A 13134-nucleotide genomic window follows, 5' to 3' on the forward strand; every position below is an offset into this window, starting at 1 on the left:
ATAGACTCATGAAATCAATAATATCCTTGCTGTTTCTATTTGGGAGCTTTGCCTTGGCAAGCGCTCAAGACACAGCAACCAAAGCGCATAAGCACGTGCACAGCGAGAGTAAAAAAGCGCTAGAATACACCTGCCCAATGCATCCCGAGATCGTTTCGAGCAAAGAGGGCAACTGCCCAATTTGCGGAATGAAGCTTGTCGAGAAGAAGGAAGGGAGCAAACCCGAGATGGGAGCTCATGGTGAGCATGCACAGCATGCCGACCATTCTAGCATGAAAAAGGTAGAACCTAAGCCTACTCTTGGAAAGATTGAAGGTCGTACCGTAACTTATCATTTGTATGTCAAAGATACGCTTGTCAACTTTGCAGGAAAGCAGAAGATGGCAATCGCAGTGAACGGCCAAATTCCGATGCCAACGTTAGAATTCTACGAAGGTGACACAGCAGAAATTATTGTGCATAATTTGATGGACAAATCTACCTCCCTTCACTGGCACGGTCTGCATTTAGAAAACAAAGAAGATGGAGTTCCGTGGCTCACACAAAAGCCGATTCCACCCCATTCTACTTACACGTATCGTTTCCCTATCATTCAAAACGGTACCCACTGGTACCATTCACACAGTGGTTTTCAGGAACAAATTGGGATGTACGGGATGATGGTTTTAAAGAAACGTGAAAACGATCCTACCTTTCGTAGTGGGATTGACGATCTTCCAGTCGAAAATCTGATTTTAAGCGAATGGTCTAATTTAAAGCCTCATCAAATTCAGCGAATGTTGCACCATGGTAATGACTGGTTTGCCCTTAAAAAAGGATCTTCTCAGAGCTATCTTGAAGCGATCCAAGCAGGTCATTTTAAAACGAAGCTCACCAATGAGTGGAAACGAATGCATGCGATGGACGTGAGCGATGTATACTACGAGACCTTTCTAATCAATGGACAAAACCAAAGTACACTTCCTAACTACAAAAAAGGAGATAAAGTACGATTACGTATCGCCAATGCAGGAGCTTCGTCCTATTTCTGGATCAATTATGCAGGTGGAAAAATCAAAGTTGTGGCTAGCGATGGACTTGACATTGTTCCCATTGAAGTAGACCGACTTTTACTTGCCGTCTCTGAGACCGTTGACATTGTGGTAGAAATTCCCGAGGATAAACATTCCTACGAACTGTTAGTCACCCCGGAAGACCGTTCTAATTCCACTTCAATCTTTTTAGGACAAGGAACTAAAAAGAACCATCCACCGCTAGAGAAACTCAAGTATTTTGAAGGGATGAAAATGATGAATGACATGATGAAACTAAACGGTGAGATGAAGGATATGGGAATGAAGATGAGTTATCAGACCATGGACATGAACGAAGTGATGTATCCTGAAATCACAGGTCTTCAAAAAGGAAAGCATCAAAAAGAGCATACCATGCATTCTACTCACGGTGAGCACATGGATTCTTCTGCGCATTCAAATCATGCAATGCCTGCAGAACCAAAAGTAAATCCAGAGCATGCGGAGCATGGAGAACATGCAGGCCATGAAAGCCATGCCCAATCTACAAGCGACATTAAGACTCTAAACTATGGAATGATGAAATCTCCCTACGATACCTCCTTACCTAGTTCAAGTCCAGTGCGTGAATTAAAATTCACTCTTACAGGAAACATGAACCGATACGTGTGGTCCATGGATCATAAAGTGCTGTCCGAACTAGATAAAATTCTCGTAAAAAAAGGAGAGATCTTACGCATTACACTTGTTAACAATTCCATGATGCGTCACCCCATGCACTTGCATGGATTTGATTTCCGGGTTCTAAACAACCAGGGCATTCAATCTCCATTAAAGAATGTCCTTGACATTATGCCAATGGAAACGAATGTAATCGAGTTTGAAGCTAAAGAGGAGGGCGATTGGTTTTTCCACTGCCATATCCTTTACCATATGATGGCGGGGATGAATCAGATTTTCCAAGTCGGAGACTATGAAAATCCAAACTTGCCCGATCGGGAAAGTGCCTACAAAGTTCTGCAAGCAGAGAGCAACATGACGCACTTAACGGCTGAAAACGATTTTGCAACCAATGGAATTAATGGATCGGCTATGCTTTCCAATACCCGTTGGGAACTTTCTTCAGAATGGAAACTAGGGTACGAAGCTAAAGACGGACAAGAAGTCGAAACCAAATTGGGACGCTATGTGGACAACAACCAATGGTTCATGCCCTTTATTGCGTACAATTACCATAAGAGAAACCACTCAGTGAGTCCTGGAAAGAAAACCCTATTTGGACAGAAACTATCTGAGGCGAAAACCTCCACTGTGAGTGCCGGATTTGTTTACACACTTCCTCTTTTGCTCCAATTGCAAACTGAAGTATTCAGCGATGGAATGTTTCGAGTCCAGTTAAGCAGAGAAGACATCCCTCTTAGTCCACGACTTCGTGCAAACTTCATGGTGAATACAGACAAAGAATATAGAGCGGGTCTCAAATACATTGTCACTAGGCACATTGGAATTTCCACGAATTATGATTCTCACCTTCATTGGGGAGCAGGACTCACCCTAACTTACTAAAGGACTGTCCACTTAATTTTATTTAGGGCCGTGATTTCAATTTCACGGCCCTATTTTTCCATTTTCAAATTCAATAATCTACTCGCCAAAAAAAACTCAAACACAAAGTCATAGGGTAAAAGTGTATCCAATTACAGAAAGTCATGGGGTAAAAGTGTATATCTGCATATCGGATTATGAATTATCAGCGGTTCTTATAAAATTCCGCCACCTGTAGTGCCGAAATATGAATGGCATTGGTCAAAAAAGCAAATTTTCTCTCTTGTACTTCATCCCTTTATCTGACCAAGCGATGCGGTCCAGGATAGTACTGTTTGGGGTAAAAACCTGTCAATTCGATCGTCAGATCTCAGAACACATTCTCGGGCAACCTGCGTTTCCACTTGATGGTTTCATACAGCAAGTTCTTCTTTCCCCTAATCACAAAGTAGGACCCTACCTCGGTAACTAACTATATTTCAAAGAACTATTTTGGATTTTAATCGGACAGAAGTGATCCTAAATGATCCGAAAATTCAAAATTACAAAACCTTAATTGAAGTATTTATTCATCTTCTTATACAATTCCTCAATCAATGTTTTAGCAAACACCTGTGTTTATTGGATAGATTTATAACAGTTCAAGTAACCAATTAAAAACATTTAGGTGTTTTACTCCGTTGCGGTCTTGTGTAAACGAGTCTGTGGTTAGTAAATACTTCGGGTAGTTGTCATTAATTATTTCCAAGGAGCGGAATTCACGCTCTATGGTTTTTTCATTGGACATTTCCCAAGCTACTTGATAATATTCTATTTCGCCTGACGGAGTTTTGCACACAAAATCTACCTCAGCATTTCGGGCAGTACCTGTCCAAATTTTATTACCTCTGCGTAACAACTCCAGATAAACAATGTTCTCTAAAATATGACCTCTGTCGGTAGTACGTTCCTTACCGGTGAGAACGTTTAGCAAGCCGGCATCGACCAAATAATATTTTTCCTGTGTAGCCAATTGTCTTTTCCCTTTCAGGTCAAAACGATTTACTTTGTAGAATACAAAACTTGCCGTTAAATACTCCAGGTACTTTTCCACGGTTGTGTTGTGTGTGCTTTGTCCATCCTGCTTTAGAGTTTTAGCAATATTACCAGGTGAAAGCGGATTTCCAATATTGCAAGCTACGAATTTAACAATGTTCCCGAAAGCCCGTTTGTCATTAACCTGATGACGTTGTGTAATATCTTTTTCAACAATGGTCGTGTAAATAGCTTCCAGATACTCGTAAATTATATCGTAACCGGCATCACGCAGCTCAACTCCTTTGGGCAAAGAAGTTTCGTTGATGTAATCAAAAAACAAAGCTTCGTAATTGAGATACTTATTAGAAGTATCAATATTTCGAGCGGATAAATATTCTTTGAACGAAAAGGGTAAAATAGAAATTTCTATGTATCGTCCACTCAATAAAGTTGCCAGTTCGCCCGACAATAGAAAAGCATTTGATCCTGTGATGTAAACGTCCATATTTGGTTTTACAAACAATCCATCTACTAGACGTTCAAACTCGTGGACGTTTTGAATTTCGTCTAAAAAAATATAACTCGGTTTTGATAAATCTAAAGCTCCAATAATATATGCATACAAAGCATCTAAATCGTTCAGAAATTTACGCAGTTCAAAGTCTTCAAAATTTAAAAATACAATTTGATTTGCAGGTACCCCCATCTGCAACAAAGTTTGACGATAAAGTTCAAATAAGGTACTTTTACCGCTTCTACGTAATCCGCTTACCACTTTGACAAGGTCTTTATCTTTGTAAGCTAATAATTTAGATAGGTATTCTTTGCGGTTTGTATAATCTCTCATTGAGCAAAGATATTCAATAAATCATTAAAACTTGAAATATTTACAAGTTTTAATGATTTTAATCTTTAAGGGAATGAATAAGGTTGAAGGCATAGTTATTAAACCTAACACAAAAAGCAAGTTTTAATAATCAATTCACATATTTATGTACTGAATTATCCAATTCCTCACTTACAATCTTGGCATGTACCTGAGTTTGTCGGATGGAGGAATGGTCAAGTAATTTTGAAACATATTCGATACGCATGCCATTGTTTAACGTATTGGTAGCAAAAGTGTGTCGGCTCAAATGAAAATGCAGTATGTAAGGCAATTTGATTTCTTCTCCCATTCTGTCCAGATCTACATCACCCAAACGGATTTTACCCCGAAGCTTTAAACTTCTGAATTGTTCAACTGCAAATATTCTCTCCAGGTTTTCTAATACCGGGAATCACTAGTGTCCCAAACCATTTAATAACAAAAGGCAAACGCAATATGAACAGAAAAAGCTCAGAAAAGCACACAAACAAAGAGCGGCAATTTAAAATCAATCGAGTTTCAAAGCCAGGTCTCCCTCTTAAGGCCTACGAGGATACGTGCGCATTTAAGCTATATCTCCTTGATGTGGGGTAATGGGCGCCATGGCCAATTTAAACGTAAAAACAATCTTGGAAGGCAACCTAATATTCACAGAGTTTAAAGGAGCTCTTAGTGAACAGTTTGTATTACAACAGATAATAAGCGAATCTGAAATCGCGATCTTTTATTGGTCTTCAGATAACTCAAATTCAGAAATTGATTTCATTATTCAATTTGAAAATGAAATCATTCCTATTGAAGTCAAAGCAGCCGAAAACCTTCAATCAAAAAGCTTAAAAGCATTTGTACAAAAGAATCAGTCACCCGTCGCGATACGTACGTCCATGTCAGACTTTAGAGAGGAAAGCAATTTAACCAATTTCCCTTTGTATGCAATCAGTGCTCTTGCTTCCTATCTCGAAGCCAAAAACTAAGGACAAATTCGAGATGGAACTATACCGTGTTACGATTCGCTTACTACAAACTGCACGAGACGTTGGTGATCCTTTTCTAATACTTCAAAACGATACCCTTCAATTTCAACCGAATCTTTCTCCTCTGGAACTCCATCGAAATAATGATAAAACAGCCCTGCCACCGTCGTGTAATTTTTATAGATTTCAGGATCAAAATCCAGATCAAACGCTTTTGAGAAGTCTGCGAGTGGATACTGCCCACTGATTTGCCAAACACCTGGGGAGGTTTCTTCGATCGAACTATCTCCGTCCTCTGTTTCTTGCGTTTCGCCGATCAATTCATCTACGATATCATTGAGTGTGACGAGTCCTTTCGCCGTTCCAAACTCATCAATTATGATTGCGTGGTAATTGCGATGGGTTTTAAACGCTTCTAGCACTTTATAACTTGAAGTGTTTTCACTAAAATAAAGAGGCTGTCTCAGTAGAGCCTGCAAATCCAAATCTTCACCGATATGCGTGATCAATTCTTTTACATGGACCAGTCCTAAGATTTCATCAGGATTGGTATCACTCACAACGGGATACGCTGCATGCTGTTGGTCTTTTATCTTTTCAAAAATAGTTTCCCAAGTGTCCTCTACTTCAAAAAAGACAAGGGAAGTTCTATGGGTAATTAACGAAACCACTTTTCGGTCTCCAAGTTCAAACACTCGCTCTACAATATGGCGTTCAATCTCATCAATTTCTCCACTTTCTGCACTTTCTTTCACTAATGCTTTAAGCTCTTCTTCACTCACGTTCTCTTCTGTCGTCTGATCAATCCCTACAAGTTTAGCAAGTGCATTGTTAGAGGTGGTTAATAGCCAGACAAAGGGACGCGTTACTTTTGAAAGAATATCCATCGGAGTCGCTAACACGGAAATGATTTTCTCGGGAAAATGCATTCCAATTCGTTTTGGAAAAAGTTCACCTAACACAATGGAGAGGTATGTAATGGCAATCAAAATAAGAACCGTAGAGAGGGGTTGCGAGTAAGGCGCCAAAAAATCCACTTGATTCAAAAGAGCCTGAACTTGGCCTGTCAATTTATCCCCACTGTAAATCCCCAATAAAATTCCAATCAGGGTAATCCCGATTTGGACCGTTGAGAGAAACCTAGTAGGATGCTGGGAAAGTTCAAGCGCTTTCTTTGCTCCAATATTCCCTCTCTTCGCTTGGGATTCTAATTTGAACGTCCTTGACGAAACAAGGGCCATCTCTGACATGGCAAACACTCCGTTTAAAAGGATTAATAAGACAATTATAAGTAATTCCATAGAGTAATTCAAGGCCGCTTTTAACAGCTTAATGCTTCAAAGATAAGGAAACGGCAGCTTTTGCGCGGATGAAATTTTCATAAATAAAACACAAAACAAACGGGTAAAAATTCTTATCTTTACTTTCAACTCATACTCTCATGTGCAATTATGTATCCTTACTCTCCACGAGCCAGGAATTAGAAGAATATTTCGAAGCAAGCTACCAAGGTCTACCCTATCATTTGGGCTACCGCATTAATGGCTTTGCAAACCCTATGCTTCCCATTATTTCAGACAAAGATCCGAAGGTGATAACCGCCGCCCAGTGGGGACTCATTCCCGAGTGGGGCAAAAACCGAGACTTTCAAAAACGCACACTAAACGCTAGAATTGAAACCCTGGAGACGGTTCGGAGTTACCGAGACTCCGTGAACAAAAGGGCACTCGTCCTTGTGAATTCCTTCTTTGAATGGCAGTGGCTAGATTCAAGTGGAAAACAAAAGCAGCCCTATTCCATCCAATTAGAAAATGCTCCTCTCTTTGCTTTGGGAGCACTTTATAGCGATTGGAAAGATCCCCATACGCAAGAAACGACCACTACCTTTTCTATTGTGACCACTGGGGCTAACCCTCTAATGGCTCAAATTCACAATACAAAAAAGCGCATGCCCTTAGTCCTTGATTTTGAGGCTGCAGAGCGTTGGCTTAGTGAAGAGCAGCCCCAAGAATTTGCTTATCCTACTTACGACCCCCTATTAGAGGCAGAAAAAATTGAATTTCACTAGAAATTATTTTTTATCTTTCCGGACTTTAAAAATCACACGAAACAAATAACCTCCGATGAATAAACTCCTTCTAGGCGCCCTCTTATGCACCAGCTTTGCCTGGGCCCAAACTACCCCTTCTTCTACCAGTGTAGAGAAATCCATCACAGGCGTCCAAGCAGGATTTTTAGGACTAAGTGTTTACAATGAGAGTAGACTTGCAAGCGAAATTGCCCTTCGAAGCTCTGCCAATCTCAATGCTGCCTTTTGGTTTGGAGATTTAAGCGGTTCCGGTTTCGTTTTAGCGCCTGAGTTAAGTGTAGAACCAAAATACTACTATAATTTAGAGCGTAGAGCTCAACAAGGAAAAAGCACAAGTCGCAATTCAGGAAACTACATTAGTCTTGATTTCAAATACGTTCCGGATTGGTTTGTGATTTCAAGTGAAAAAGATTTGAACGTAATCTCTTCCTTTGGGATTATACCTTCTTATGGAATCCGTCGAGAAATCGGAACGAATTTTAACTATGAATTTAAAGTGGGACTGGGGTATGGATTCTTACTCAATTCTGGCTTTTCTTCCACTTCCGGTGCCATGGCAAACTTAAGTTTCAAAGTCGGATACGATTTTTAATCTATCTGCTTTTCCGCTCTTCCAATTTCAAGTACATGTTTAGGTTACTTTATCTGAAATCCATTTTATTGTACGCGTAAAAACACGTATTTTTGCAAACGATGAAACGCTGGTACCTCTACCCTTTTTCCCTTCTGTACGCTTTTATAACGAGCGTTCGAAATGCGCTATACGATGTAGGATTACTTAAATCTACACGCTTTAGAACCCCAATTATCTGTGTGGGAAATTTATCCGTGGGCGGAAGTGGAAAATCCCCAATGGTTATGTACTTGGCGCAGCTTCTTTCCGAGCATTACAAGACGGGTGTTTTATCTCGAGGCTATGGTCGTGTTACCAAAGGATACGGAATCACCAATTACGAAAGCTCTTACAAAACCGTAGGGGACGAAGCCATGCAATTATTTGAACGGTTTAAAAACCGATTTGTCATTGCGGTGAGTGAACAAAGAGTGCCTGGGGCGAAAAAAGTCATTGCAGACATGGATCTTCAGGCTCTAGTGCTGGACGATGCTATGCAGCACCGAGCCATCCGAGCTGGATTCACTATTTTAATGACGGACTACAACGATCCTTATTTTAAAGATTACGTTTTGCCTGCTGGAGACCTAAGAGAAAGCCGATCAGGAAAGAAACGAGCAGACATTATTATGGTTTCTAAATGCCCAGTGAATTTATCTGAAGAAAAGAAGAAGTACTATCGCTCGCGAATCAAACCCCAAGGAAACCAAAAAGTATTTTTCTCTTCCGTCGTTTACGACGAACATGTTTACAGCAAGGATAAGATCCTTCCTGATAACAATCTCGCCTACTACGACATTTTACTCGTGACCGGCATTGCAAACCCTTCCCCCTTAGTGGACCATCTTTCGAATTACACGAAGAAAGTAAAACATCTTCGATTTAAAGACCATCATAATTTCTCAGATCAGGATATAAAGACCATCCTTGCTGAGTACAACAAACTCGGAGAATACAAACTTCTTTTGACCACGGAGAAAGATTACGTGAGACTAAAAACTTTTGATTACCTTCGGGACTTAGTCTATTACTGGCCTATCAATGTAACGCTTGACGATCCAGAAACGTTCAACCAAACGGTATTATCTTATGTTAGATCTCATTAAATCCTCTGCAGCCTTTATTAAAGAGGTAATTAAAGACACACCTGATTACGCAATCGTCCTTGGCTCAGGTCTAGGCGCCTTAAAAGACGAAGTCGAGGTGATAAAAACCATTAGCTATTCAGAAATTCCAAACTTTCCACAAACGACCGTCGTGGGACATAACGGTCAACTAATCTACGGATTGCTTGAAGGGAAGAAAGTCCTTATGATGAGTGGACGCTTTCATTATTACGAAGGGTATGACATGAAAACTGTAACCTTTCCCATGCGTGTTTTCCATCTCCTTGGAATTAAAAACATGGTGGTATCGAATGCTTCGGGTGGAGTAAACCCGGATTTCAGAGTCGGCGATATCATGCTGATCAAGGACCACATTAACTTTATGCCGGAGCATCCACTTCGTGGAGCCAATCTAGAAGAATTTGGACCTCGCTTTGTGGACATGAGTGAGGCTTACAATTCAGATATGCTTTCCACTGCGAAAGCGGCAGCAGAAGAGCTCGGCATTAAAGTTCATACGGGCATCTATTTAGGTCTCCAAGGACCTACTTTTGAAACTCCTGCCGAATACGGTATGGTTCGACTCTTAGGCGGCGATGCCGTAGGAATGAGTACTGTACCTGAAGTTATTGTCGCTCGCCATATGGGAATGAACGTCTTTGGAATCTCAATTATCACCGATGTAGGCGGACCTGACATTGCTTTTAGCGTTTCCCATGAGGAGGTATTAGCTGCAGCAGATACAGCCATGCCGAATGTCATAAAAGTAGTTCGCAAATTAATAAAAGACTACGCGATCTAACTTTTTCAACAATCAAGAATACAAGCACCTTTCGAGGTGCTTTTTTTGACCCTTAGAGTAAGAACACAGTCCCTAAGAGTTCTATTTCTTTTTATAAAGAGGATATAATTCTTAAATTTGATCTGTGGAACCTGAGGCAACGAGAAAAATAATTCATATCGACATGGATGCTTTTTATGCATCCGTCGAGCAGCACGATTTTCCAGAGCTTAGGAATCTAGCCCTTTGCGTCGGCTCAAAAGAGCGTGGTGTAGTAGTCGCCGCGAGCTATGAGGCCAGAAAATTTGGTATTCATTCTGCCATGCCTTCCAAACGAGCTTTAGAAAAATGCCACGATCTTCTGTTTGTTCCCCCTCGCTTTGAGCGCTACAAAGAAATTTCGATGCAAATTCGCAGTATTTTCAAAGAATACACGGATCTTATAGAACCCCTTTCTTTAGACGAGGCGTACCTCGATGTCACACAAAATAAAAAAGGTATTGATTCCGCTAACCAAATAGCACGAGAAATAAGAGCTCAGATACAAGAAAAAACTGGTCTCACAGCTTCCGCCGGGATTTCTATCAACAAATTTTTAGCGAAAGTAGCCTCTGATTACCATAAGCCTAATGGGCAGAAAACCATTCATCCTGATAAGGTTCTTGCTTTCCTTGAAAACCTACCCATTGAACGATTCCATGGCATTGGAAAAGTGACTGCAAATCGAATGCACGAACTGCATATCTATACGGGTGGAGATTTAAAAAGCAAGACTCTGCAAGAACTCACCCACTATTTCGGAAAATCTGGAATGTATTTTTACAATGCAGCTCGAGGCATCCATCATGCTCAAGTAAATCCAAATAGAATTACGAAAAGCATTGGAGTTGAGGACACATTTTATGCCTACCTATCCGAAGAAGACAGTTTGAAGAAAGAACTCCAAACGATTGCCCAAAAACTATTTGAAAGAACCTCAAAACGGGAACTTCGAGGAAAAACTCTGACGCTTAAAATCAAATACAACGACTTCTCCCAATTCACACGGAGCCGCACTTCCCAAAACTTCTACCTAGATACAGAAGAAATCCTTTCCACCGCATTGCATCTCTGGCAATTGCGACCTTTTGACAAACCCATTCGACTTTTGGGTTTAAGCCTTTCTAACTTCGAAAATCGGGAGCAAAAATCGACTTCCGTTCAACTTAAAATCCCGTACGACTTATACCCGTAACCCCCTTTCAATCAGTTCTCACAACATTTTACTCTTCATATTTAGAACAATTCTAGATTATTGTCTAATTCAAGAATTAACAGTAACTTACAGTGCTTGTTTGACAAGTAACACACTTGAAAAAAAACCTAAATTTATGACTAAGTCTCCAAAGAGTTGGACACTCGTCCACTTGCGAAATTACCACCGTGATAAAATTCAATTTGACACAAGTAAATTCACAATTATCTATAGTGCAAAGGATGAAATCACTTTGTACATTGGCGATTCCAAAATTAAAATAGCAAGCGAAAACTTTTTCTTTCTGCCGCCTAATGTCAACTTCTATTTCGAAAAGAAATACAGAACCGCTTTTGTGTTCGGATTTGACCAAGACTTATTTATCACGCGCCTAGAACTTCTGTATCAGATTAAGAACGGAAATTTATTTAGTGATTTGAATGGGACTCTTGTCAAAAACGATTTCTTCCCATATGAACTTATTTTAGAACATTATTACTTACCGGTTCGCCGCCCAGGCGCAAACCAATTAATTCGTAAAAACAGTCTCTTAAACTTTTTAGAGTTCATCCTTATTCGTATCCTATTAAGTAGCGATAGCGAAATGAAAATCCATTCTCAACAAACCTATGAAAAGGAGATTACGGATCGGTTCCTATTTATACTAGCCCATGAGGAAACCATAAACCTCAATGCGACCTATTATTCCGAACAACTCAATATCACTAAACGAACCTTGGACAACGCCATTAAAGAGACTTATGGTTGTACGGCGAAAAAGTATTTAATTGGCAAAGCCACCGAAAGATCTAAGACTTTACTCACTACTTCAGACATGCCGATTAAACAAATTAGCGCAGAAGTGGGCTTTTCTCAGGAGTCAAACTTTGTCAATTTCTTCAAAAAGAACACAGGTCTTACGCCTGGACAGTTCAGAATGACCCTCACAAGCGACCAACCGGCTCTAAATTTCATGTCACCCAAGCTCACCAAGGACAAAAAAACGCAATAGAAAATGGGTTTGATTATCAATTCAATCACGACAAAAACACAATTAAAGTACGAACGCTTGTTCATGTGAAAATTTAAAATACGACTTAAAACTCCGTGTTTATGCATGTTACAAGCGCGTAGTTATCAAAAAATACAAAAAAGTTATGCAAAACGTTTGCATAACTTTTTTGTATTTTTTGATAATATTCTTAGGAATTCGCTGATGTATCTTTGCACTCGAAAACAAAGGGATTCACCACTCAGTTTTCAAATCTAACACAATTTATTATAAAAAACAAGAAAAAAAACATGAAAAAATCAGCAATTTTATTTGGAGCACTTTTAGGTCTAGTATCGATTACAGCGAATGCACAAACGGCACAAGCAACCGTAAACGTTAGACTTCATCCAATCCAAACGATTATCGTAAATGCCGCTAATCAAAATGTAAATTTAGATTACGTTACTGAAGCAGACTACTTAAATGGAGTAGACGCAACGCAAGCGGATCACCTTACCGTTTATTCAACTGGAGCCTTTGCAGTAACTGTAAAATCTGATACCGACAAATTAGAAAGTACTGCCACAGGCGTAACTGCAGACATTGATGCAAGTGATATCTATGTAACCGCAAGTGCTGGAACTTCAAATGCTCTAGCAACAGCAGGAGTTACATATGAACCCGCTGTATCTCTTTCTCAAACTGCAGCAAAATTATTCTCTAGTACAACTGGAGGGGTAAACAAAAATGTCAATGTGAACTATGCTGCCAAAGGAGACTTGGATGCATACGTAAATAAATATTTCAACGTAGAAAACCCAACCGTTTATACGACTACAGTAACTTATACGATTGCAGCTCAATAATCGCTAATTGACTAAAAACATAATAAGGCAGTTT

General features: G+C 39.9%; 12 protein-coding genes. 9 read left to right on the top strand and 3 right to left on the bottom strand.

The features are described 5' to 3' along the window. Window positions 1-8: 8 nt before the first annotated feature. Window positions 9-2579 (top strand): multicopper oxidase domain-containing protein, encoded by a 2571-nt coding sequence (locus AC3IRX_RS05120; RefSeq protein WP_489211391.1) that lies wholly within the window; start codon window positions 9-11, stop codon window positions 2577-2579. Between the two features lie 610 nt (window positions 2580-3189). Here AC3IRX_RS05120 and AC3IRX_RS05125 read toward each other — a convergent pair. Continuing rightward, the gene (locus AC3IRX_RS05125; RefSeq protein ID WP_489211392.1) at window positions 3190-4422 is read right to left on the bottom strand and encodes an ATP-binding protein; all 1233 of its coding nucleotides are present in this window, start codon (window positions 4420-4422) and stop codon (window positions 3190-3192) included. Window positions 4423-4552: 130 nt separating this feature from the next. Further along, window positions 4553-4753 (bottom strand): tyrosine-type recombinase/integrase, encoded by a 201-nt coding sequence (locus AC3IRX_RS05130; protein WP_489211469.1) that lies wholly within the window; start codon window positions 4751-4753, stop codon window positions 4553-4555. A 292-nt stretch (window positions 4754-5045) separates the two neighbouring features. Here AC3IRX_RS05130 and AC3IRX_RS05135 point away from each other — a divergent pair, with 292 nt between their 5' ends. Further along, window positions 5046-5417, top strand: coding sequence for a DUF4143 domain-containing protein (locus tag AC3IRX_RS05135; RefSeq protein WP_489211394.1), 372 nt, complete (start codon window positions 5046-5048; stop codon window positions 5415-5417). Window positions 5418-5446: 29 nt separating this feature from the next. On the opposite strand, the gene AC3IRX_RS05140 is transcribed toward AC3IRX_RS05135, so the two are convergent. Continuing rightward, window positions 5447-6718: a hemolysin family protein gene (locus AC3IRX_RS05140; protein WP_459112039.1), complete on the bottom strand. Its 1272-nt coding sequence runs from the start codon at window positions 6716-6718 to the stop codon at window positions 5447-5449. Between the two features lie 140 nt (window positions 6719-6858). On the opposite strand from AC3IRX_RS05140, the gene AC3IRX_RS05145 reads away from it, so the two are divergent. The 7 genes from AC3IRX_RS05145 to AC3IRX_RS05175 all read left to right on the top strand — a co-directional run bounded on the left by AC3IRX_RS05145 (window position 6859) and on the right by AC3IRX_RS05175 (window position 13100). After that, window positions 6859-7485 (top strand): SOS response-associated peptidase, encoded by a 627-nt coding sequence (locus AC3IRX_RS05145; RefSeq protein WP_489211395.1) that lies wholly within the window; start codon window positions 6859-6861, stop codon window positions 7483-7485. 55 nt (window positions 7486-7540) lie between these two features. After that, entirely contained in the window at window positions 7541-8098 is a 558-nt protein-coding gene (locus AC3IRX_RS05150; RefSeq protein WP_489211396.1) for a hypothetical protein, read from the top strand. A gap of 101 nt (window positions 8099-8199) precedes the next feature. Next, window positions 8200-9225, top strand: coding sequence for a tetraacyldisaccharide 4'-kinase (lpxK, locus tag AC3IRX_RS05155; protein WP_489211397.1), 1026 nt, complete (start codon window positions 8200-8202; stop codon window positions 9223-9225). Further along, window positions 9209-10027, top strand: coding sequence for a purine-nucleoside phosphorylase (locus AC3IRX_RS05160; protein WP_489211398.1), 819 nt, complete (start codon window positions 9209-9211; stop codon window positions 10025-10027). Before lpxK ends, AC3IRX_RS05160 begins: the two co-directional genes overlap by 17 nt. Window positions 10028-10190: 163 nt before the next feature. Further along, window positions 10191-11240 carry a DNA polymerase IV gene (gene dinB, locus AC3IRX_RS05165; protein WP_489211470.1) on the top strand — a complete coding sequence of 350 codons (1050 nt, stop codon included), beginning with the start codon at window positions 10191-10193 and terminating at the stop codon, window positions 11238-11240. 136 nt (window positions 11241-11376) lie between these two features. After that, the gene (locus tag AC3IRX_RS05170) at window positions 11377-12252 is read left to right on the top strand and encodes a helix-turn-helix domain-containing protein (protein ID WP_489211399.1); all 876 of its coding nucleotides are present in this window, start codon (window positions 11377-11379) and stop codon (window positions 12250-12252) included. A 290-nt stretch (window positions 12253-12542) separates the two neighbouring features. Beyond that, the gene (locus AC3IRX_RS05175; RefSeq protein WP_489211400.1) at window positions 12543-13100 is read left to right on the top strand and encodes a hypothetical protein; all 558 of its coding nucleotides are present in this window, start codon (window positions 12543-12545) and stop codon (window positions 13098-13100) included. The last annotated feature ends 34 nt before the right edge of the window (window positions 13101-13134 follow it).

It is taken from the genome of Epilithonimonas sp. KH_059 (assembly GCF_057838485.1).